The organism is Pantoea sp. X-Soil-YNGN-775, assembly GCF_059730575.1.
Genome location: NZ_AP035945.1, coordinates 197,477 through 220,738, shown reverse-complemented (window position 1 = coordinate 220,738; position 23,262 = coordinate 197,477). Strand labels below are relative to the sequence as shown.

Here is a 23,262-nt window from a genome sequence, read left to right as displayed (position 1 = left end):
GTTTATCTGGTCTCAACCGCGAGGTTGAGATGGTGGTGGGAGAAGGATTCGAACCTTCGAAGTCTGTGACGGCAGATTTACAGTCTGCTCCCTTTGGCCGCTCGGGAATCCCACCTACTTGATGGTGCCGGCTACCGGAATCGAACTGGTGACCTACTGATTACAAGTCAGTTGCTCTACCAACTGAGCTAAGCCGGCATCAAGTGACGCGCATTCTAGGAAGGTCGGCTTCAGGATGCAACAAAAAAATCGCTTAATTTTCTCTATCGCTTACTATTTGTGCAAATACTCGCAATTTAGCGTTTTTATGCAGATTTATTGTGCAATTCGCTGGCGCTTTACCGTATATCAACCAGTCTGCGAACGCCTCAGCCGGGCTAACAGACTCACCTTTCTTGCCGATTAGCCCGCTGCAGCGATAAATTTATTTTGCTGCAGCCGGCTTAAGTGCTGCTTTTTTATTCCCCCCTGGCCCCATTGACTCATTCGACAGATAATTCGGGCGCACCCAGCTCTCTTCTCGTCAGTCACTCCCTGCCAATCTGATTGCGTCCTATATGCGCTCACCGGCAACACATTGCCCTTTTCTGTCGCGTTAAAGCCCGCCACCGTCTCTCTATACCCCGTCTGGCCAGACGGGCACATCAATGTGGCCACTGATGGGTTTACCGGCATCGTCGGGCGAATCAGCCTTGTCGCGCTATACTCAGCGTGAGAAGCGATAGCACAGTGCAAGGTCATGACGTAATGCGGGTCAGCCTTTAACGGGATTACACTATTATGTGGGCTAGCCGACGCGAGTTTGTGGGCCTGCCGACGAAAGCGAGCGCACATTTATCTTTTTACTTCTGTTAAAAGCCTTACTGGTGATACCCTCCAGCCCATTGTTCTCAATGATAAACTCGTGTTCCGCGATTCATATTTACCATGTTGTCTTACCCGCTTCGGGTGACAATCTCCTGAAAGTAACGAATTTGCGGTCAGATGCATGCTTATGGATAAAACGACACCCTTGACGACGCCTTATTTGCAGTTCACTCGTGAACAGTGGGCTGCATTACGCGATTCCGTCCCCATGACGCTGTCAGAAGAGGAGATCGCCCAGCTGGAGGGGATCAATGAAGACCTCTCGCTGGAAGAAGTCGCAGAGATTTATCTGCCGCTTTCGCGTCTGCTTAATTTTTACATCAGCTCGAACGTACGTCGTCAGGCGGTGCTGGAGCAGTTCCTCGGCACTAACGGGCAAAAGATCCCCTACATTATCAGCATCGCCGGCAGCGTTGCGGTGGGAAAAAGCACCACTGCGCGCGTATTACAGGCGCTGCTGAGCCGCTGGCCCGAGCATCGTAAAGTTGAACTGATCACTACGGATGGTTTTCTTCATCCCAATGCCGTGCTGAAAGAACGGGGCCTGATGAAGAAAAAAGGCTTCCCGCAGTCTTATGATATGCACCGGCTGGTGAAGTTTGTTTCCGATCTCAAGTCGGGTGCCAGTCAGGTGACCGCACCGGTTTATTCGCACCTGATTTACGATGTCATCCCGGACGGCGACAAGGTCATTCAGCAACCTGATATCCTGATTCTGGAAGGGCTTAACGTATTACAGAGTGGGATGGATTATCCGCACGATCCTCACCATGTATTCGTTTCCGACTTTGTCGATTTCTCTATTTATGTCGATGCGGCAGAAGATCTGTTGCAGCGTTGGTATATCAACCGCTTCCTGAAATTCCGCCAGGGCGCGTTTACCAATCCTGACTCTTATTTCCATCATTACGCTCAGCTCTCTGAAGCGGAAGCGATTGAAATAGCAGGCAACCTGTGGAAAGAGATTAACTGGCTGAATTTACAGGAAAACATTCTGCCAACTCGCGAAAGAGCCAGCCTGATTATGACCAAGAGTGGTAATCATGCGGTCGATAAGGTCCGGCTGCGTAAATAAACGGCATCAATTAAAAAGGCCTGCATGAATACAGGCCTTTTTATATTCAGACTGGCCGAAGTGATATTTCTCCGCCAACCCACGACTTTATTTCGCCATCCTGCTCTAATAATAGCCCGCCCTGGCTATCCACTCCCCGGGCAATGCCATGCACCTCACGTTCGCCAATAAGCAGCTTAACCGGTCGATTAATAAAATTATCAAGTGCAGCCCAGCGTGTAACAAACGGCGCTAAACCTTCCTGCTCAAACACCGGCAGTGCGTCACGCAGGCTGTTAATCAGGCTGGCGGCCAGTTCATTACGGTTAACCGTTACGCCTGCTTCCTGCAGGTTGATCCAGCCCTGATTGATCTGTAACGCATCCGCTGAACGCATCGCCAGGTTAATTCCGGCTCCCATCACAATATGTGCAGCATCACCGGTTTTACCGGTAAGTTCAACCAGGATACCCGCCAGTTTGCGATCGTTCAGGTAAATATCGTTGGGCCATTTTACCCGCACATCGTTAGCGCCTAGCGCGTGAAGTGTTTCAGCCATGATGATACCGATTACCAGGCTAAGTCCCATAGCCGCTGCAGGACCCTGATCCAGACGCCAGTACATCGACATATAGAGATTGGCGCCAAACGGTGAGAACCATTGACGACCACGACGTCCCCGGCCGGCCTGCTGGTACTCAGCAATACAGGCAGCGCCAGATTGCAATTCATGCATCCGCTCCAGTAAGTACTGATTAGTCGAATCAATGACCGGAATGACTGAAACATTGCCCTGCTTAACCCGTGACAGAATCGCCTGTTCATCCAGCAACTGAATGGGCGCGGACAGGCTGTAGCCTTTTCCGGTCACGGTATAAACGTCGAGGCCCCAGCTTTTTAGCGTCTGAATGTGCTTATTGATGGCTGCCCGGCTCATACCCAATGTTTCGCCTAACTGCTCGCCAGAATGAAACTCGCCATCAGATAAAATATCGACCAGCTTCAGGGGGACATTATGGTCCTTCATGCGATCACCTCGACAGCATTGCATTCACCCTGAGCCTGAATAAACCGGACTTCAGGCTCAAGCCAGACATCAAATTTTTCACCCACCCGTGCGCGTACGGTTCGGGCCAGCGCCACAATGTCGTCAGGGGTCGCATCATCAGCATTGATCAACACCAGGGCCTGCTGCTGATGCACAGCTGCACCGCCCATACGAAAACCCTTTAGCGCGCATTGGTCAATAAGCCACCCTGCCGCCAGTTTGGTTTCGCCGCTTGCCAGTGGATAATTTGGCATTGACGGAAAGCGAGCCAGCAGCAGGCTGGCCTGCGCCTGGCTGATGACCGGGTTTTTGAAAAAGCTGCCCACATTACCGGTGATTTTGGGGTCGGGTAATTTGCTCTGACGCATCTCACAAACCGCATGATAAACATCCCAGGCATTTGCAGTGACGGGATTAAGCGTTTTTAGATCGCCGTAGGTCAGGATCGGTCGCCACTTTTTGGGCAGAATCATCCCCACCGCTACAATCACATAGCCAGACTGGTAACGATGTTTAAATATACTGTCGCGATAGCCGAATTCGCAGGCTTCACGATCGAGTCTTTCCGTCTGACCGGTGTGCAAATTGAGTACATCGACATAATCACATACGTCTTTTAATTCAACGCCATAGGCACCGATATTCTGGATCGGCGCTGAACCGACCATACCGGGAATTAATGCCAGGTTTTCCAGGCCGGTAATGCCCTTTTCCAGCGTACTTTTCACCAGTTGATGCCAGTTCTCACCCGCTCCAACGTGCAGTTTCCAGTAATCGTACTCATCCCGGATCCCGATGCCTTTAATACGATTAAGTACCACCGTGCCGGCGAAATCTTCCAGGAACAGTACGTTGCTGCCCTCACCTAACACCATAAACGGCGTTTGTTGATGCTGGCTTGCTTGCCAGGCAGCCAGGATAGCAGCTGGCGTTTCCGCCACAATGCGTTGTTGGGTATGAATGGCAAGCCCAAGCGTATTGTCGGCTTTTAATGAGGGGTGTTGGCTGGACATTTGACGGCCTTAACTGATTAATCTGGCCGTAGTTTACCGTATCAGACGGGTGTTGCAGGGGGAATTTCAGGATCTCAGCGAAAATTTCAGCGATCTGCGGACGTAAAAAAGCCCCGCACTTCCGTGCGGGGCTTCTTCACTTGTTTGATGCCTGGCAGTTCCCTACTCTCGCATGGGGAGACCCCACACTACCATCGGCGCTACGGCGTTTCACTTCTGAGTTCGGCATGGGGTCAGGTGGGACCACCGCGCTACAGCCGCCAGGCAAATCTTGGTGCACGGAACGAATCTTTTACGTCATGGCCGTGCTGCCATGCCGCAGAATCCTTCGTTCCCGCTAATTTTTATCCGTCACAAGCTGAAAATCTGTCTCTCAAAACGCCTCTGGCGTTGTAAGGTTAAGCCTCACGGGTCATTAGTACCGGTTAGCTCAACGCATCGCTGCGCTTACACATCCGGCCTATCAACGTCGTCGTCTTCAACGTCCCTTCAGGACCCTTAAAGGGTCAGGGAGAACTCATCTCGGGGCAAGTTTCGTGCTTAGATGCTTTCAGCACTTATCTTTTCCGCACTTAGCTACCGGGCAATGCCATTGGCATGACAACCCGAACACCAGTGGTGCGTTCACTCCGGTCCTCTCGTACTAGGAGCAACCCCCCTCAATTCTCCAGCGCCCACGGCAGATAGGGACCGAACTGTCTCACGACGTTCTAAACCCAGCTCGCGTACCACTTTAAACGGCGAACAGCCGTACCCTTGGGACCTACTTCAGCCCCAGGATGTGATGAGCCGACATCGAGGTGCCAAACACCGCCGTCGATATGAACTCTTGGGCGGTATCAGCCTGTTATCCCCGGAGTACCTTTTATCCGTTGAGCGATGGCCCTTCCATTCAGAACCACCGGATCACTATGACCTGCTTTCGCACCTGCTCGAGCCGTCACTCTCGCAGTCAAGCCAGCTTATGCCATTGCACTAACCTCACGATGTCCGACCGTGATTAGCTGACCTTCGTGCTCCTCCGTTACGCTTTAGGAGGAGACCGCCCCAGTCAAACTACCCACCAGACACTGTCCGCACCCCGGATCACGGGGCCACGTTAGAACATCAAACATTAAAGGGTGGTATTTCAAGGTTGGCTCCACGCAGACTGGCGTCCGCGCTTCAAAGCCTCCCACCTATCCTACACATCAAGGCTCAATGTTCAGTGTCAAGCTGTAGTAAAGGTTCACGGGGTCTTTCCGTCTTGCCGCGGGTACACTGCATCTTCACAGCGAGTTCAATTTCACTGAGTCTCGGGTGGAGACAGCCTGGCCATCATTACGCCATTCGTGCAGGTCGGAACTTACCCGACAAGGAATTTCGCTACCTTAGGACCGTTATAGTTACGGCCGCCGTTTACCGGGGCTTCGATCAAGAGCTTCTCCTTGCGGATAACCCCATCAATTAACCTTCCGGCACCGGGCAGGCGTCACACCGTATACGTCCACTTTCGTGTTTGCACAGTGCTGTGTTTTTAATAAACAGTTGCAGCCAGCTGGTATCTTCGACTGGCTTCGGCTCGGGGAGCAAGTCCCTCCACCTACGCGCCAGCGTGCCTTCTCCCGAAGTTACGGCACCATTTTGCCTAGTTCCTTCACCCGAGTTCTCTCAAGCGCCTTGGTATTCTCTACCTGACCACCTGTGTCGGTTTGGGGTACGATTTTGTGTTACCTGATGCTTAGAGGCTTTTCCTGGAAGCAGGGCATTTATCACTTCAGCACCGTAGTGCCTCGTCGTCACGCCTCAGTGTAAAGTGAACCGGATTTGCCTGGAACACACACCTACACGCTTAAACCGGGACAACCGTCGCCCGGCTGATATAGCCTTCTCCGTCCCCCCTTCGCAGTAACACCAAGTACAGGAATATTAACCTGTTTCCCATCGACTACGCCTTTCGGCCTCGCCTTAGGGGTCGACTCACCCTGCTCCGATTAACGTTGAACAGGAACCCTTGGTCTTCCGGCGAGCGGGCTTTTCACCCGCTTTATCGTTACTTATGTCAGCATTCGCACTTCTGATACCTCCAGCAGCCCTCACAGGCCACCTTCGACGGCTTACAGAACGCTCCCCTACCCAACAACACATAGTGTCGCTGCCGCAGCTTCGGTGCATGGTTTAGCCCCGTTACATCTTCCGCGCAGGCCGACTCGACCAGTGAGCTATTACGCTTTCTTTAAATGATGGCTGCTTCTAAGCCAACATCCTGGCTGTCTGTGCCTTCCCACATCGTTTCCCACTTAACCATGACTTTGGGACCTTAGCTGGCGGTCTGGGTTGTTTCCCTCTTCACGACGGACGTTAGCACCCGCCGTGTGTCTCCCGTGATAACATTCTTCGGTATTCGCAGTTTGCATCGGGTTGGTAAGCCGGGATGGCCCCCTAGCCGAAACAGTGCTCTACCCCCGAAGATGAGTTCACGAGGCGCTACCTAAATAGCTTTCGGGGAGAACCAGCTATCTCCCGGTTTGATTGGCCTTTCACCCCCAGCCACAGGTCATCCGCTAATTTTTCAACATTAGTCGGTTCGGTCCTCCAGTTAGTGTTACCCAACCTTCAACCTGCCCATGGCTAGATCACCGGGTTTCGGGTCTATACCCTGCAACTTAACGCCCAGTTAAGACTCGGTTTCCCTGCGGCTCCCCTATACGGTTAACCTTGCTACAGAATATAAGTCGCTGACCCATTATACAAAAGGTACGCAGTCACCCCCATAAAGAAGGCTCCCACTGCTTGTACGTACACGGTTTCAGGTTCTGTTTCACTCCCCTCGCCGGGGTTCTTTTCGCCTTTCCCTCACGGTACTGGTTCACTATCGGTCAGTCAGGAGTATTTAGCCTTGGAGGATGGTCCCCCCATATTCAGACAGGATACCACGTGTCCCGCCTTACTCATCGAGCTCACAGCCTGTGTGTTTTTGTGTACGGGAGTATCACCCTGTACCCTGCGACTTTCCAGACGCTTCCACTAACACACAAGCTGATTCAGGCTCTGGGCTGCTCCCCGTTCGCTCGCCGCTACTGGGGGAATCTCGGTTGATTTCTTTTCCTCGGGGTACTTAGATGTTTCAGTTCCCCCGGTTCGCCTTGCAGCACTATGTATTCATGCTGCAATGATGCACTGAGTGCACCGGGTTTCCCCATTCGGACATCGACGGCTGTAGCGGTTCATATCACCTTACCGTCGCTTTACGCAGATTAGCACGTCCTTCATCGCCTCTGACTGCCAGGGCATCCACCGTGTACGCTTAGTCGCTTAACCTCACAACCCACAGGCGTTTTTCAACGCTGCGTGCTGCAAGCATTTGAGAGACTCGAACGCATCGCCTTGTTATTCCTTATTACGGAAGAATAACGCGCTGCGTCGTTTCAATTTTCAGCTTGTTCCGGATTGTTAAAGAGCAATATCTTAAACATGACTCGTAAGTCATCTTTAAGATATGTGGGCAACACCTTTCACCTGTCACCAAGCAAGTGGCGTCCCCTAGGGGATTCGAACCCCTGTTACCGCCGTGAAAGGGCGGTGTCCTGGGCCTCTAGACGAAGGGGACATTTAAGCCTGCTTCGCAAGACGCTTTGCTCATTACTTTTCTATCAGACAATCTGTGTGAGCACTGCGCGGGAAGGTATCTTCAGGTAAGGAGGTGATCCAACCGCAGGTTCCCCTACGGTTACCTTGTTACGACTTCACCCCAGTCATGAATCACAAAGTGGTAAGCGCCCTCCCGAAGGTTAAGCTACCTACTTCTTTTGCAACCCACTCCCATGGTGTGACGGGCGGTGTGTACAAGGCCCGGGAACGTATTCACCGTGGCATTCTGATCCACGATTACTAGCGATTCCGACTTCACGGAGTCGAGTTGCAGACTCCGATCCGGACTACGACGCACTTTGTGAGGTCCGCTTGCTCTCGCGAGGTCGCTTCTCTTTGTATGCGCCATTGTAGCACGTGTGTAGCCCTACTCGTAAGGGCCATGATGACTTGACGTCATCCCCACCTTCCTCCGGTTTATCACCGGCAGTCTCCTTTGAGTTCCCGACCGAATCGCTGGCAACAAAGGATAAGGGTTGCGCTCGTTGCGGGACTTAACCCAACATTTCACAACACGAGCTGACGACAGCCATGCAGCACCTGTCTCAGCGTTCCCGAAGGCACCAATCCATCTCTGGAAAGTTCGCTGGATGTCAAGAGTAGGTAAGGTTCTTCGCGTTGCATCGAATTAAACCACATGCTCCACCGCTTGTGCGGGCCCCCGTCAATTCATTTGAGTTTTAACCTTGCGGCCGTACTCCCCAGGCGGTCGACTTAACGCGTTAGCTCCGGAAGCCACTCCTCAAGGGAACAACCTCCAAGTCGACATCGTTTACGGCGTGGACTACCAGGGTATCTAATCCTGTTTGCTCCCCACGCTTTCGCACCTGAGCGTCAGTCTTCGTCCAGGGGGCCGCCTTCGCCACCGGTATTCCTCCAGATCTCTACGCATTTCACCGCTACACCTGGAATTCTACCCCCCTCTACGAGACTCAAGCCTGCCAGTTTCAAATGCAGTTCCCAGGTTAAGCCCGGGGATTTCACATCTGACTTAACAGACCGCCTGCGTGCGCTTTACGCCCAGTAATTCCGATTAACGCTTGCACCCTCCGTATTACCGCGGCTGCTGGCACGGAGTTAGCCGGTGCTTCTTCTGCGGGTAACGTCAATCGACGCGGTTATTAACCACATCGCCTTCCTCCCCGCTGAAAGTACTTTACAACCCGAAGGCCTTCTTCATACACGCGGCATGGCTGCATCAGGCTTGCGCCCATTGTGCAATATTCCCCACTGCTGCCTCCCGTAGGAGTCTGGACCGTGTCTCAGTTCCAGTGTGGCTGGTCATCCTCTCAGACCAGCTAGGGATCGTCGCCTAGGTGGGCCATTACCCCGCCTACTAGCTAATCCCATCTGGGTTCATCCGATAGTGAGAGGCCCGAAGGTCCCCCTCTTTGGTCTTGCGACGTTATGCGGTATTAGCCACCGTTTCCAGTGGTTATCCCCCTCTATCGGGCAGATCCCCAGACATTACTCACCCGTCCGCCACTCGTCACCCAAGGAGCAAGCTCCTCTGTGCTACCGTCCGACTTGCATGTGTTAGGCCTGCCGCCAGCGTTCAATCTGAGCCATGATCAAACTCTTCAATTTAAGTTTGATTTGCTTAAACAAGTTAAGCGGTGCTCATCTGTAAAACGTCATAATGAATTTCATTATGTGTTCACTCGTGAGACTTGATATTTTTTACGTCCGGAGACGCTGATATCAATCCTGCGAGTGCCCACACAGATTGTCTGATAAATTGTTAAAGAGCAGTGCGAGCAGCGGGTTAACCGCCTGTCGCGAGGTGGCGTATATTACGCTTTCCTCCTTCAGAGTCAACTTCTTTTTCAGAAGCTTTCTCCGGCGGCGCAGTCTCCTGTGCCTTTCAACCCGGCGGCGTTAAGCCGTTGTTCCGTGTCGATGGAGGCGCATTATAGGGAGTTCGCGCGGGCTGACAAGCGTTTATTGCAAAAAGATTACCGTTCGAAGTAATTTTCATCAAATCGCGTTATTTCGCTACGATTTGCCTGGTAACTGTGCAAAATCATTGGCAAAACGGCTGACCTGATGCCAATCGGTGTACTCCACTTCTTTAGTAGAATCAGTCTCGCCACCGGTCATTCGCATAATCAGCTGAATCATGATGCGATCAAACCAGCGATAACGCGGGTAATAGAGCGCACCGGCAAACACCGCACAGCAATCTGGCCGCCACGGAGAATGTGATAAGAACTTCTGGGTATAGGCATTGGTTTCCGGGGAACGCTTCTCGGGTTTACGCGCCGTCAGGTTCACCGAGAAGAAACCACTGGCACGCTGCTGCAATTCGCGCAAATGCTGCTTAACAAATGCATCAACCACCGGCTGGAAATGACCGTAGCGAATCGAGGCCCCAATCAGCACCCGATCATACTGTGCCCAGTCAGGCGAAGTGGCATCCTGGATATTCAGCACATCACAGTTTTGCTGCTGACCGATCTGCTCAGCGATATAAGAGGCGATTTTTTGCGTTTGTCCGTCACGGGTCGAGTAGAGAATCAGCGCTTTCATTTCAGCATCCTTATTAATTACTCACGCCAGAACGTCGGCGTGAACAGCACCAGCAAGGTAAAGACCTCGAGACGCCCGAATAGCATGGTGGAGATCAATATCCACTTCGCCACATCATTCATTGAGGTGAAGTTATCCGCGACCACCCCGAGACCGGGGCCGAGGTTGTTCAGCGTGGCGGCGACGGCAGCAAAGGCCGAGAAGTCATCTACGCCGGTGGCGATGATTGCCAGCATACTGATCAGGAACACCAGCGCATAGGCTGAGAAGAATCCCCAGACTGCTTCGAGGATACGCTCCGGCAGCGCCCGGTTGCCCAGCTTGATGGTGTAAACCGCATTCGGGTGGACCAGACGTTTAAGCTCCCGGTTACCCTGCTTGCACAACAGCAGGATACGAATCACCTTCAGGCCACCACCGGTTGAACCGGCACAGCCACCAATAAAGGCGGAGCACAGCAGCAGAACCGGCAGGAACAGCGGCCAGCGCGCGATGCTGTCGGTGGTAAAACCGGCGGTAGTCGCCATAGAAACCACCTGGAAGAACGCCTGATTCAGCGTCTGCCAGCCACTGGCGTAGACATTGTGGAACCAGAGCACCAGTGTGCAGATCAACACCAGCGTCAGCTGAACGCCGATAAACATCCGTAACTCCGGGTCACGCCAGTAGACCCGCAGATTACGGCCACTCAGCATGGCAAAATGCAGACCGTAGTTACAGCCGGAGATCAACAGAAACACCGCTACGATGGTATTAATGGTACCGCTATTAAAATAGCCGATGCTGGCATCATGGGTGGAAAATCCGCCGATGGCGATGGTCGAGAAGCTATGGCCAATCGCATCAAAGGCCGGCATCCCCGCCAGCCACAAGGCCAGCGCACAGGCCACCGTCAGCAGCACGTAGATCAACCACAGGGTCTTGGCTGTTTCAGCAATGCGCGGCCGCATTTTGTTATCTTTCAGCGGCCCCGGCATCTCAGCGCGATAGAGCTGCATCCCCCCCACTCCCAGTATCGGTAATATCGCCACCGCTAAGACGATGATCCCCATACCGCCGAGCCATTGCAGCATTTGCCGATAGAACAGAATCGCCTTTGGCAGTGAATCCAGTCCGACCAGGGTAGTGGCACCGGTAGTCGTCAGGCCAGAGAACGATTCGAAGAACGCGTCGGTAACCGACAGGTGCGGCTGTTCGGCAAAGATAAACGGCATGGCCCCCACGCTGCCCAGCACCGTCCAGAACAGCACCACAATCAAAAACCCTTCGCGTGGCTTGAGCTCTGTCTTCTGTTTGCGGTTCGGCCACCACAGCAGCGAGCCGATCACCAGCGCCATCATAAACGTCTGGCTAAAGGCCCGACCGGCACCATCGCGATAAATTAATGCGACCAGGCCGGGCAAAATCATCGTCACTGAAAAGAGGATCACCAGCAGACCGACTATGCGGGTAATGGCGCGAAAGTGCATTCAGCCGTTCCTTTAAATAAAAGAGAAGAACATCAAGGTGTGAGCGGGATAAGCGCTAACGCGCCCCGACTAAAGTCTGACAGATTTTGCTGGAATCCGTCGATTTGTCCATAAGGCACGGCCAGCGTCAGGACTATGCGGTCCTGATACTGGCTGTCTGTGACCTTGCCTTCAAAGCGCTGCACCAGCCGTTCGATATCGCTGAGCTGCGCGTAGTCGCATTGCAAAGTGAATAGTTTCATCGGCACTTTACGCTGGCGCGCCAGTTGCTTAAGCCCCTGCTGCACCCCGCCGCCATACGCTTTCACTAAGCCGCCCGTGCCCAGCATGATGCCACCGTAATAGCGCACCACCACCGCGGTGATTTCACCGATACCGGCACCCATCAGCTGCGCCAGCATCGGTTTTCCGGCGGTGCCGGAAGGCTCACCATCGTCAGAGAAACCCAGCTGTTGTGAATCATCTGGCGCGCCAGCCACCCACGCCCAGCAGTGGTGACGCGCAGCAGGATGTTGATGCCTGACCTGCTGAACAAACGCCCGTGCCGCCTCCGCGCCGTCGGTGTGAGCCAGCAGCGTAATAAAGCGACTCTTTTTTATGGTCTCCTCGCTGACGCTTAACGCCACTGCGGGAATATCATAGGCGTCCATCAGGCCAGATGCAGATCGCGGGTCATGTTTTCAACGCGATGCGCATGGATCACCACGTTATCTTCAATACGGATTCCACCGTAAGGCCTGAGTGCCTCGATCGCCTGCCAGTTAAAATGCTGGCTGAACCGGCCTTCACGCAGCGGCGTCAGCAACGAGTCAATAATATAGAAGCCTGGCTCGATGGTTAATACCATGCCGGGTTGAAGCACACGCGTGCAGCGCAGATAAGGATACTGCGCCGGTGCCGCAAGATGGGTACCCTGCTCATCCTGCATAAACCCGGCGACGTCATGCACCTGCAGGCCGAGCGGATGCCCTAATCCATGCGGCATGAACGGACCGGTCAGGTCTTCCGCTACCAGTGCCTCTTCACTGATGCCCTGCACCAGCTCGAACTTCAGCAGCAGTCTGGCAATACGCTGATGCATCTGCAGATGATAATCGGTGTAACGCACGCCTGGCTTCAGAGTCGCGATCAGCGCCAGCTCTTCCGCATTCATCGCCTCGACCATCCGCGCATACAGCGAACTACTCTGCGCCGCGTAGCTGCGGGTTAAATCAGCGGCATAGCCAAGATATTCGGCGCCCGCGTCAATTAAAAAACTGTGGCGCTTTGCCGGCGGCTGATGATCCAGACGGGTGTAATGCAGCACCGCCGCGTGTTCATTCAGCGCAATGATATTGCCGTAAGGCACATCGGTGTCGCGATGACCGGTGGCTGTCAGGTAAGCCTGATTGATGTCAAACTCGCTTAGCCCGGCAGAAAAAGCCTCTTTGGCGGCGCGATGTCCAGCCACGGCCAGTTTCTGCGCCTGACGCATACAGGCCAGCTCATATTCGGTCTTGATGCTGCGATGGTAATGCAGGAAATCGATCACCGCTTTGGGATTGATATTGCCGGAGCTGATACCGAGCTGCGCTGCACGCGCATTTACCGGGCCAATATAGGCGACATTCTCACGCTGAGCTGGCAACAGCTGCGCAATCTCATCCGCATTTTTCAGGCCAATGACCTCAATATCAGCGGTCCAGAAGCTATCCGGCAGCGGTTCAACGTTGTGCCAGTAGTCCACCGGAGAGTAAAACCACAACTTTGGTTTATTGACCCCATCAACCCACAGCCAGCAGTTCGGCACCTGCGTTACCGGCACCCAGGCTTTAAACTGTGGATTCACCTTGAAGGGATAGGTGTGGTCATCCAGAAACACCGTCAACAACTCACCGGAATGGATCAGCATCGCATCCAGTTTATTGTGTGCCAGCACCTGCTGCGCCCGTTGCTGCAACGTGGCGATATGCGCGTGATACAAGGTCTTCAGGGAATCCATTGACGTCTCTCCAGTGTCGCGAAATGGCCGCAGTTTAGCATACCCCTTAAGCGGATGCCGTGTTGAGAGCGGCTGTGATCTTGTTAGCAAATAAGCAAAGAGCCGTTTGCAAAAAATTAACATCACTCCCACACTCTCGATCATCTGGTATGACCAGATCACTTTTCCGCGGTTTCAGGAGACGCACATGCTCTACCAAGGCGCTAACCTTTCTCTTCACTGGCTGGACGATGGCATCGCCGAGCTGGTTTTTGATGCCCCTGGCTCGGTCAATAAGCTTGATACGCAAACCGTCGCCAGCCTGGGCGAAGCCATTGCAGTGCTGGAGCAGCAGCCTGACCTGCGCGGTGTGCTGCTCAGCTCGGCTAAACCGGCCTTCATTGTCGGTGCTGACATCACCGAATTCCTCTCACTGTTTGATGCACCGACCGAAAAACTGAGTCAGTGGCTGAGCTACGCCAACAGCATTTTCAACCGGCTGGAAGATTTACCGGTGCCGACGCTGGCCGCCATCGATGGCTATGCGCTGGGTGGTGGATGTGAATGCGTACTGGCAACCGACCTGCGCGTTGCCACTGCCGATGCCCGCATTGGCCTGCCGGAAACGAAACTCGGGATCATGCCAGGCTTCGGCGGCAGCGTTCGTCTGCCGCGTCTGCTGGGAGCCGATAGCGCAATGGAGATCATTGCCGCCGGTAAAGACGTCGACGGAAACGCGGCGCTTAAACTTGGTCTGGTCGATGCGGTGGTCGAACGCGATAAACTGCGCGAGGCCGGCATCACCATGCTTAAAGCCGCGGCACTCGATGGTAGCTGGCGTGCGCGCCGGGCACCGAAACTGGCACCGCTGAAACTGAGCCCGATTGAAGCGGCGATGAGCTTCACCCTTGCCAAAAGTATGGTGATGCAGACCGCGGGCAAACATTATCCAGCGCCGCTAATGGCGGTGAAAACCATTGAAGCGGCTGCCGGTCTTGGCCGTGAAGATGCACTAAAACTGGAAAATGCCGCTTTTGTTCCGCTGGCGCAGTCTGACGAAGCGCGGGCGCTGGTTGGCATCTTCCTCAACGATCAATACGTTAAAGGGCTGGCTAAAAAACGCAGCAGCGAAAGCGGCGCGCCAACGCAGGCGGCCGTACTGGGTGCCGGTATTATGGGTGGCGGCATCAGCTACCAGTCAGCCTGGAAAGGTGTGCCGGTCAAAATGAAGGACATCAATCCCCAGGCCCTGACGCTCGGGATGAACGAAGCCAGCAAGCTGCTTAATAAGCTGCTGGAGCGCGGCAAAATTGACGGCAATAAGCTGGCCAGCGTGATTGCGACCATACAGCCAACGCTGGATTACGCCGGTTTTGAGCACGCTGACGTGGTGGTCGAAGCGGTGGTCGAGAATCCCCTGATTAAAGCTAAAGTGCTGGCCGAAACCGAACAACACCTGCGTAACGATGCCATCCTGGCCTCCAATACCTCCACCATTCCCATCAGTCAGCTGGCACAGGCGCTGCAACGTCCGGAAAATTTCTGTGGCATGCACTTCTTTAATCCGGTGCCGCGTATGCCGCTGGTCGAAGTGGTGCGTGGCGAGAAAACCAGTGAAGCGACTGTGAGCAAAGTGGTGGCCTGGGCCAGCAAAATGGGTAAAACCCCGATTGTGGTCAATGATTGCCCCGGCTTCTTCGTCAACCGGGTGCTGTTCCCGTACTTCGCCGCCTTCAGCCTGCTGCTGCGCGACGGTGCCGACTTCCGTCAGATTGATAAAGTTATGGAAAAACAGTTTGGCTGGCCAATGGGACCGTCGTGGTTGCTGGATGTGGTCGGCATTGACACCGCGCATCATGCGCAAAGCGTAATGGCGGAAGGTTTTCCACAACGCATGAAGCACGATTATCGCGATGCGATCGATCTGCTGTTTGAGGCCGGTCGTTTCGGTCAGAAAAATGGCAAAGGCTTCTGGCGCTGGGAAACCGACAAAAAGGGCAAACAGAAAAAAGTGGCGGACAGCGAGGTCGACACGCTGCTGCAACAGGTTTGCCAGCCTAAGCGGGTCTTCAGCGACGAAGAGATCCTCAATCGCATGATGCTGCCGATGCTAAATGAAGTGGTGCGCTGCCTGGAGGAGAAAATCATCGCCTCGCCGGCAGAAGCGGATATGGCGCTGGTGTACGGTCTCGGCTTCCCGCCTTTCCGCGGCGGCGCCTTCCGCTACCTCGACACGCTAGGCAACAGCAATGTGGTCGATCAGGCCCGGCGCTACAGTGCACTCGGTGGCCTGTATGAATTGCCTGAACTGCTGGTGCAAAAAGCGCATCAGCATCAAAGCTGGTATCCCGCCGCCAAACCAATTGACGAAGCCGCGCTGAAAAGCGCCTGAGGGCAAGAATATGGAAAATGTGGTGATTATCGATGCGGTCCGTACGCCGATGGGTCGTTCAAAAGGCGGTGCTTTTCGTCATGTACGTGCCGAGGATCTTTCCGCCCACCTGATGCGTGAACTGCTGAGCCGCAACCCGGCGGTCAATCCTGCCACGCTGGATGACATTGTCTGGGGCTGCGTGCAGCAGACGCTGGAACAGGGGTTTAACATCGCACGTAACGCCGCCCTGCTGGCGGAAATACCGCACTCGGTACCGGCTACCACCGTCAACCGCCTGTGCGGCTCATCGATGCAGGCACTGCACGATGCGGCCCGCGCCATTATGGTCGGCGATGCGCACAGCTGCCTGATTGGCGGGGTAGAACATATGGGACACGTGCCGATGAATCACGGCGTTGACTTTCATCCGGGCCTCGGCCGCACCGTCGCCAAAGCGGCGGGGATGATGGGCCTGACCGCTGAAATGCTGGCGCGTATGCACCACATCAGCCGCGAGCAGCAGGATGCGTTTGCCCTGCGCTCGCACCAGCGCGCCTGGCAGGCAACCCAGCGCGGTGATTTCAAAGCGGAGATCGTCGCCACCGCTGGTCACGACAGCGATGGCATTCTCAAACGTTACGATTATGATGAGGTCATCCGTGAAGAGACCAGCGCCGAGGGGCTGGCGGCTCTGCGGCCGGCGTTTGATCCGGTCAATGGCACGGTGACCGCAGGCACCTCGTCAGCCCTGTCCGACGGCGCGGCCGCGATGCTGGTGATGAGCGAATCCCGCGCCCGCGAACTGGGGCTGACCCCACGAGCCCGCATCAGAAGTATGGCGGTGGTCGGCTGCGATCCGTCGATCATGGGCTACGGCCCGGTGCCGGCCAGCAGGCTGGCGCTGAAACGTGCCGGTCTGAGCGTCAATGATATTGACGTGTTTGAACTCAATGAGGCGTTTGCAGCACAAACCCTGCCATGCATAAAGGATTTGGGTTTGCTGGATCGGCTGGATGAAAAGGTCAATCTGAATGGTGGTGCGATTGCGCTGGGCCACCCGCTGGGCTGTTCCGGGGCACGTATCAGTACCACATTGCTTAACATCATGGCGCGACGCGATGCGCAGTTTGGTCTGGCGACCATGTGCATCGGTTTAGGTCAGGGCATCGCCACCGTATTCGAGCGTCTGTAATACGTTGGGTCACTTCTTTGTCCGATTTACCCGCCCGTGATGGGCGGGTTTTTTCTTTTGGCTTGTCGTCGATCAGATGAAGGCGAAAGCATCACCATACATCTGCGATTCCAGCGCACCGCGTTCGGCGCAGAAGCGATCGCGTGCGATCTTGGCCATCTCGAAACGGCCAGCAATATAGATCTCATGCTCGCTCAGCGTGCTGAAATCCTGCATTACCGCGGTTAATACCGTACCCGAACGTCCCTGCCAGCCCGCTTCCGGCTGCTCGACCACCGGGATCACCTTCAGGTTGGGGTGTTTCACCGCCAGCGCATCCAGCTCATCAAGATCGTACAGATGCTTCAGCTCACGTCCGCCCCAGTAAATGGCGATATCACGATCCGGCTGCTGCGCTAACGCGGTCAGCAGAATGGAACGGGCATAGGAGAAGCCGGTACCGCCAGCGATCAGGATCAACGGTTTGCTGCTCTCTTCGCGCAGCCAGGCATCACCGTGCGGCATGTCGACGGTGATCTGGCGATCGTCACGAATGCGATCCATCACCGCCATGGCGTACAGGTTGAGATCGGACGCACCGATGTGCAGCTCAATGATATCCTTTTCCATTGGCGTTGAGGCCAGTGAAAACGGGCGCTTATCACGCTCATCCATCACCACCATCAGATACTGTCCCGCGCGAAAACTGAAATCCGCTTCCGGAATCAGGCGAACGCGATACACCGTGTCGGTAATCGCTTCAACTGAAGTTACTTTACAGCTTAACGTTGTCATGCGTTCCCTCTGTCGGGTCGTCTTTATGGTTGTGCTCGCCATCAACGCTGTGGCGGCTGATCAAAAATACCTAACTCATCCCAGATAGCATCAATGCGCGCGGTAATCGCAGGATCTTTCACGATTGGCGTGCCCCATTCGCGCTGCGTTTCGCCCGGCCATTTATTGGTCGCATCCATCCCCATCTTCGACCCCAGCCCGGAAACCGGTGAGGCGAAATCGAGGTAGTCGATCGGCGTATTTTCCACTAATACTGTGTCACGCGCCGGATCCATGCGGGTAGTAATCGCCCAGATCACATCATTCCAGTCACGCGCATTAACATCATCGTCACACACAATAACAAATTTGGTGTACATGAACTGCCGCAGAAATGACCAGACGCCAAACATTACCCGTTTGGCATGCCCGGCGTACTGCTTTTTGATGGTTACCACCGCCAGCCGGTAGGAACATCCTTCCGGCGGCAGATAGAAATCGACAATTTCCGGGAACTGCTTGATCAGAATCGGCACCAGCACTTCATTCAACGCCACCCCCAGTACGGCAGGCTCATCCGGCGGACGGCCGGTATAGGTCGAGTGATAGATTGCCTGATGTCGCTGGGTAATGTGCGTCACGGTAAAGACCGGGAAGCTATCTACTTCATTGTAGTAGCCCGTGTGGTCGCCGTAAGGCCCTTCGGGTGCCATGTCACCCGCCTCGATGTAACCCTCCAGCACGATCTCCGCGCTGGCGGGCACTTCCAGATCGTTCGACAGGCATTTCACCACTTCGGTTTTATTGCCGCGCAGCAGACCAGCAAACGCATATTCTGACAGCGTATCCGGCACCGGCGTTACCGCACCGAGAATAGTCGCGGGATCAGCACCGAGCGCCACCGAGACCGGAAAACGTTCGCCCGGATGCGCTTTGCTCCACTCCTGAAAATCGAGCGCGCCGCCACGGTGCGACAGCCAGCGCATAATCAGCCGGTTTTTGCCGATCACCTGTTGACGGTAAATGCCGAGATTCTGCCGCTCTTTATGCGGGCCGCGGGTGACGGTCAGACCCCAGGTAATCAGCGGCGCGGCATCGCCCGGCCAGCATTTCATCACCGGAATGCGCGACAGATCGACCTCATCACCGCTGAACACCACTTCCTGGCAGGGCGCATTGCGCAGGCGTTTAGTCGGCATGTTGAGCACCTGCTTAAACTGCGGCATCTTATCGAACAGATCGCGAAAGCCTTTTGGTGGCTCCGGCTCTTTCAGAAACGCCAGCAGTTTGCCCACTTCCCGCAGGGCACTCACCTCTTCCTGGCCCATCCCCATGGCGACGCGCTTTGGCGTGCCGAACAGGTTACACAGCACCGGCATATCATACCCTTTCGGGTTTTCAAACAGCAGCGCGGGGCCGCCAGCACGCAGCGTGCGGTCGGCGATTTCGGTCATTTCCAGGACGGGATCAATCGATTGCTTAATTCTTTTTAACTCACCGCGCTGTTCGAGCAGCGCGAGAAAGTCTCTTAAATCGTGATATTTCATGCGGCTTTAGCTTTCCGGCCAGAGTGAATCGGCCATTATAGGGCTGATTATGCGGTTGTGTTGAGGTTTATGCGGCAACCTTAATCACAGCGAAAAGGCACCAGCGGCTGGAGCGCGCCGGTATCGTGATAAGCCTGAATCGGCTCGCCGTGGCGGAACACCTTAAAATCTTCGTTGCGCACACTGTGATAGCGTAGCCGATCGTCATGCAGATGCAGAAAGCTGCCTTCACGCAGCGCAATTACCGACTCGGACGGGTTGACGGCACAGAATTCAGCCAGCCGCTCGTCGCGTGTTTCGCCCATATGACCGCTGACGCTGGCATCGATATAGTGAGGATTGATCTGCACCGGGAACAGCCCCAGCGCAGGCAGCACCACGCTGCTACGCACCGGCATATCATTGGTGGTGCGAATCGACGGCGTCGCCACATTACAGCCGGCGCTCCAGCCGACATACGGCACCTGCCGTTCACGCACCGCGCGCTGTATCGCCACGATTAAGCCCTGCTCATGCAGCATCTGATTCAGCAACCAGCTATTGCCGCCGCTGACTAAAATCAACTCAGCCTGGGCGATTGCCTCAGCCGGTGAGGTAAAAGCGTCAACGGTGCGCACCGGAATGCCCAACGACGCACTGAGATCGGCAGCGCGCTGCGCATGATCGCCCCGGATAATGGCGTAAGGAATCAGCACCGCCGAACGGATAGCACGTCGGGCAATCATGGCGTGTAACTGCGGCTGAGCGTAACCCAGAAGCGGCGCATCATCCGCCAGCTTGCCGTTGCTTAACAAAAAGAGTTCCATCAGATGATCCTTTTCGCCGGTATGATGGCCATCGAGTCTGATACAGAGCAGGGTAAAACGTCAATTTCCAATCGCCTTTTCTGTCGCTATCCGGCATCTTAAGAAAAGTCTCACTTTATTTTCTGCGCGCTGCGCTTTTCCCCTGCCCGATGCGCTATAACTCTGGCAGCAGGTTTGCTATTCTTAGCGTCCATTCGATGGGAGCGGTTATGGAATCCTGGTATTTACTCTATTGCAAACGTGGTCAGCTATTGCGCGCGAAGGAGCATCTGGAGCGGCAAGAAGTGAATTGCCTCAGCCCAATGATCGCTCTGGAAAAGATCGTGCGCGGTAAACGCACCACGGTGAGTGAGCCGCTGTTTCCTAACTATCTGTTCATCGAATTCGATCCGGAAGCGATTCATACTACCACCATCAGCAGTACGCGCGGCGTCAGCCACTTTGTGCGTTTTGGTACTACGCCCGCCACGGTGCCGCCAGCGGTGATTGAAGCGCTGGAAACCGATGTCCCGCAAATACTGCTCGATCCTGAAACGCCACAAATCGGCGATGAAGTTGTCATCACCGAAGGGACGTTTGAAGGGCTGCGCGCTATCTTTGCCGAGCCGGATGGCGAAACCCGTTCGATTCTGTTGCTCAACCTGCTGAATAAACAGGTGATGCGCAGCGTAGATAACAAACAGTTCCGTAAGATCTAAACCAGTCGGAACAGCGTCCGCGCATTGTGATCAACGCAGGCCGCCAGCGCCTCGCTGCTTTCGCCACGCCATGTCGCCACCTGTTGCACAATATGCGGTAAGAAGCACGGCTCGTTACGACGTGAAGTCGGACGCGGTCGCATATCGCGCGGCAATAAATAGGGCGAGTCGGTTTCAAGCAGTAACTTATCGGCCGGGATCAGCGGCAGCATTTCACGCAGTGCAAGCCCACGACGTTCATCACACACCCAACCGGTAATTCCTATCGATAATCCCAGCGCCAGGCACGCTTCCAGTTCATCGCGCGTGCCGGTAAAGCAGTGAATCACTGCACCCGGCAGTTTTGGCAGCCACGGCGCCACGATCGCCGCAAAGCGCGCATGGGCTTCGCGGCAGTGCAGAAACACCGGCATATTCAGTTCGGCTGCCAGCGCCAGCTGCGCCTCAAACGCATACTCCTGCTGCTCATGGGCTGACAGGTTGCGGTTAAAATCGAGCCCGCACTCGCCGATAGCCACCACTTCCGGCTTCTCCGCCAGCCGACGCAGCGTGCTGGCGATCTCCGTTGACCATTCGCTGGCGTGGTGCGGATGTACGCCCGCAGTAGACCAGCAGAAGCCCGGCTGATCTTCAGCCAGTTTCTGAGCCTGCTGGCTCTCCAGCGCATTGGTGCCGGTAATCAGCATGCCGGTGACGCCCGCTTCACGCGCGCGTTTTACCACCTTTGGCCGGTCGGAGGCGAATTGCGTGCTGGTCAGGTTTACACCGATATCAAACATAATTTTTCCCACAGTTTACTAAACAAAAACCGCCCCGGAGGGCGGTTCGGATTGATCTCTGCCCGCCAGAGCGGGAGCTGAAGATCGCCTCAGGATTCGGTGTTATGTTCCTCATCCTGTGCCCGGCGGCCTTTCCCCACATAGTATCGGGAAAAGAATACGCCGACTTCAAACAGGCAGTACATCGGAATAGCGAGCAAAGTTTGGGAAAAAACGTCCGGCGGCGTCAGTAACATGCCGACCACGAAGGCCCCGACCAGAATATAGGGACGTTTCTTTTTCAGATCGTCCGGGCTGGTGATACCAGTCCAGCACAACAGTACAATCGCTACCGGCACTTCAAACGCCACGCCAAACGCCATAAACAGCGTCATGACAAAATCGAGGTATTTGGTAATGTCGGTCGCCATGGTGACGCCAATCGGCGCGGTTTTGGTAAAGAAACCAAACGCCAGCGGGAAGACGACAAAGTAGGCAAATGCCACACCGATGTAGAACAGAAAGGTGCTGGAAAACAGCAGTGGCATTACCAGTTTACGTTCATGCCGATAGAGCGCAGGCGCAATGAACGCCCAGACCTGATAGAGAATCACCGGCACCGCCAAAAATACCGACACAATAATCGTCAGTTTAATCGGGGTGAAAAACGGCGAAGCCACATCGGTGGCGATCATGCTAGAGCCGATCGGCATCTGACTGATGAGCGGTGCCGCCACCAGTTGATAGATATCGTTGGCAAAATAAACCAGCGCCAGGAATATCACTAAAACGGCGATGATGCAGTTCAGCAGTCGCTTACGCAGCTCAATCAGATGACTGATGAGCGGTTGGGTATCTTCAACGGCCATTATCGTTCATCACTTGCAGAAGAGGGGGAAGCGGAAGGGCGCGTAGTGGCGGCGTCAGGTTTGCTGGCTGACGCCGTGTCAGCACGGGCCGGTGCCTGAGCTGGTGCGCTAACTACAGTCGCGGCCGGCTGCCCGGCTGATGCCGTTTCCACCGACGGTGCCTGAGCTGGCGCGCTAACTACAGCCGCGGCAGGCTGCCCGGCTGATGCCGTTTTCACCGACGGTGCCTGAGCTGGCACGCTGGCCTGATGATCAGCCGCCGCAGGCGTGCCTGACGGCGACGCAGTGCCGGCCGCTGCCGGATGTCCTTCCGGCTGGTCCGCCAGAGGCGGCGCCGGTCGGTGCTGTGGCGAGTGAATGGTGTTGGCTTCGTCTTCCTCTTTTTCAATGTCGATGCTCTGGCTGACCGAGCGTTTCATTGAATCCGCAGTCTTACGCAGCTCTTCCATTGACTCTTTCAGCTCCGGCGACAGTGTCCCGCGGCCCGCTTCTTCCACCTTTTTCAGGCTGTCCTGCAGTTCCTGCAGTTTCAACTCCTGCGCCAGTTCGTTTTGCACATTGGCTGCCAGCGAACGAATCGCCCTGATCCAGCCGACCACGGTTTTCACCGCAACCGGTAAACGTTGTGGGCCGAGTACAATCAGCCCGATAACGAACACCAATACCAGTTCACTAAAACCAATGTCGAACACGGT

General features: G+C 55.0%; 16 protein-coding genes, 3 tRNA genes and 3 rRNA genes. 4 read left to right on the top strand and 18 right to left on the bottom strand.

Annotated elements, in window-relative coordinates:
* Positions 1 to 30: 30 nt before the first annotated feature.
* Together AC6I8I_RS01000 and AC6I8I_RS00995 are read right to left on the bottom strand one after the other, a co-directional pair.
* Positions 31 to 115, bottom strand: a tRNA-Tyr gene (locus tag AC6I8I_RS01000).
* 7 nt (positions 116 to 122) lie between these two features.
* Positions 123 to 198: transfer RNA gene (locus tag AC6I8I_RS00995), tRNA-Thr, on the bottom strand.
* 796 nt (positions 199 to 994) lie between these two features.
* Between AC6I8I_RS00995 and coaA the strand changes: the two genes are divergently transcribed.
* Positions 995 to 1,942, top strand: a complete 948-nt coding sequence (gene coaA / locus AC6I8I_RS00990; protein ID WP_312057673.1) for a type I pantothenate kinase — start codon at positions 995 to 997, stop codon at positions 1,940 to 1,942.
* A 46-nt stretch (positions 1,943 to 1,988) separates the two neighbouring features.
* On the opposite strand, the gene birA is transcribed toward coaA, so the two are convergent.
* From birA to pepQ, 10 genes are all read right to left on the bottom strand, one after another.
* Complete coding sequence (gene birA, locus AC6I8I_RS00985; RefSeq protein WP_312760722.1) at positions 1,989 to 2,948, bottom strand: bifunctional biotin--[acetyl-CoA-carboxylase] ligase/biotin operon repressor BirA; 960 nt, start codon at positions 2,946 to 2,948, stop codon at positions 1,989 to 1,991.
* Positions 2,945 to 3,982 carry a UDP-N-acetylmuramate dehydrogenase gene (murB, locus tag AC6I8I_RS00980; RefSeq protein WP_312057677.1) on the bottom strand — a complete coding sequence of 346 codons (1,038 nt, stop codon included), beginning with the start codon at positions 3,980 to 3,982 and terminating at the stop codon, positions 2,945 to 2,947. Before murB ends, birA begins: the two co-directional genes overlap by 4 nt.
* A gap of 149 nt (positions 3,983 to 4,131) precedes the next feature.
* Positions 4,132 to 4,247, bottom strand: a 5S ribosomal RNA gene (gene rrf / locus AC6I8I_RS00975).
* A 129-nt stretch (positions 4,248 to 4,376) separates the two neighbouring features.
* Positions 4,377 to 7,282: ribosomal RNA gene (locus AC6I8I_RS00970) — 23S ribosomal RNA — on the bottom strand.
* Positions 7,283 to 7,495: 213 nt separating this feature from the next.
* Positions 7,496 to 7,571: transfer RNA gene (locus AC6I8I_RS00965), tRNA-Glu, on the bottom strand.
* 86 nt (positions 7,572 to 7,657) lie between these two features.
* Positions 7,658 to 9,199: ribosomal RNA gene (locus AC6I8I_RS00960) — 16S ribosomal RNA — on the bottom strand.
* Together the 16S, 23S and 5S rRNA genes with 1 tRNA gene alongside form the textbook arrangement of a ribosomal RNA operon.
* Before the next feature lie 408 nt (positions 9,200 to 9,607).
* Positions 9,608 to 10,141, bottom strand: a complete 534-nt coding sequence (gene hemG, locus AC6I8I_RS00955) for a menaquinone-dependent protoporphyrinogen IX dehydrogenase (protein WP_312057568.1) — start codon at positions 10,139 to 10,141, stop codon at positions 9,608 to 9,610.
* Positions 10,142 to 10,158: 17 nt separating this feature from the next.
* Positions 10,159 to 11,610, bottom strand: a complete 1,452-nt coding sequence (gene trkH / locus AC6I8I_RS00950) for a Trk system potassium transporter TrkH (protein ID WP_094120821.1) — start codon at positions 11,608 to 11,610, stop codon at positions 10,159 to 10,161.
* Positions 11,611 to 11,642: 32 nt separating this feature from the next.
* The gene (locus AC6I8I_RS00945; RefSeq protein WP_312057569.1) at positions 11,643 to 12,260 is read right to left on the bottom strand and encodes an IMPACT family protein; all 618 of its coding nucleotides are present in this window, start codon (positions 12,258 to 12,260) and stop codon (positions 11,643 to 11,645) included.
* Entirely contained in the window at positions 12,260 to 13,591 is a 1,332-nt protein-coding gene (gene pepQ / locus AC6I8I_RS00940) for a Xaa-Pro dipeptidase (RefSeq protein ID WP_312057570.1), read from the bottom strand. The genes AC6I8I_RS00945 and pepQ overlap by 1 nt, the downstream gene beginning before the upstream one ends.
* 187 nt (positions 13,592 to 13,778) lie before the next feature.
* Here pepQ and fadB point away from each other — a divergent pair, with 187 nt between their 5' ends.
* Positions 13,779 to 15,962, top strand: coding sequence for a fatty acid oxidation complex subunit alpha FadB (fadB, locus tag AC6I8I_RS00935; protein ID WP_312057571.1), 2,184 nt, complete (start codon positions 13,779 to 13,781; stop codon positions 15,960 to 15,962).
* Between the two features lie 10 nt (positions 15,963 to 15,972).
* A complete protein-coding gene (fadA, locus tag AC6I8I_RS00930) occupies positions 15,973 to 17,136 on the top strand; it encodes an acetyl-CoA C-acyltransferase FadA (RefSeq protein ID WP_279810489.1) in 1,164 nt (387 codons plus the stop codon).
* 72 nt (positions 17,137 to 17,208) lie between these two features.
* On the opposite strand, the gene fre is transcribed toward fadA, so the two are convergent.
* From fre to pepE, 3 genes are all read right to left on the bottom strand, one after another.
* Positions 17,209 to 17,910, bottom strand: coding sequence for an NAD(P)H-flavin reductase (gene fre / locus AC6I8I_RS00925; protein ID WP_031375011.1), 702 nt, complete (start codon positions 17,908 to 17,910; stop codon positions 17,209 to 17,211).
* Positions 17,911 to 17,951: 41 nt separating this feature from the next.
* On the bottom strand, positions 17,952 to 19,436 hold the full coding sequence (ubiD, locus tag AC6I8I_RS00920; protein ID WP_046289563.1) for a 4-hydroxy-3-polyprenylbenzoate decarboxylase: 1,485 nt from the start codon (positions 19,434 to 19,436) through the stop codon (positions 17,952 to 17,954).
* 80 nt (positions 19,437 to 19,516) lie between these two features.
* Complete coding sequence (pepE, locus tag AC6I8I_RS00915; protein ID WP_312057629.1) at positions 19,517 to 20,242, bottom strand: dipeptidase PepE; 726 nt, start codon at positions 20,240 to 20,242, stop codon at positions 19,517 to 19,519.
* A gap of 209 nt (positions 20,243 to 20,451) precedes the next feature.
* Here pepE and rfaH point away from each other — a divergent pair, with 209 nt between their 5' ends.
* A complete protein-coding gene (rfaH, locus tag AC6I8I_RS00910) occupies positions 20,452 to 20,940 on the top strand; it encodes a transcription/translation regulatory transformer protein RfaH (RefSeq protein ID WP_031375013.1) in 489 nt (162 codons plus the stop codon).
* Here the strand turns inward: rfaH and tatD are convergent.
* From tatD to tatB, 3 genes are all read right to left on the bottom strand, one after another.
* Positions 20,937 to 21,719 (bottom strand): 3'-5' ssDNA/RNA exonuclease TatD, encoded by a 783-nt coding sequence (gene tatD, locus AC6I8I_RS00905; RefSeq protein WP_312057630.1) that lies wholly within the window; start codon positions 21,717 to 21,719, stop codon positions 20,937 to 20,939. The two genes, rfaH and tatD, sit on opposite strands and share 4 nt — an antisense overlap.
* A gap of 89 nt (positions 21,720 to 21,808) precedes the next feature.
* Complete coding sequence (gene tatC, locus AC6I8I_RS00900) at positions 21,809 to 22,567, bottom strand: Sec-independent protein translocase subunit TatC (RefSeq protein ID WP_312057631.1); 759 nt, start codon at positions 22,565 to 22,567, stop codon at positions 21,809 to 21,811.
* Positions 22,567 to 23,259 (bottom strand): Sec-independent protein translocase protein TatB, encoded by a 693-nt coding sequence (gene tatB / locus AC6I8I_RS00895; RefSeq protein WP_497828245.1) that lies wholly within the window; start codon positions 23,257 to 23,259, stop codon positions 22,567 to 22,569. Before tatB ends, tatC begins: the two co-directional genes overlap by 1 nt.
* Positions 23,260 to 23,262: the final 3 nt, after the last annotated feature.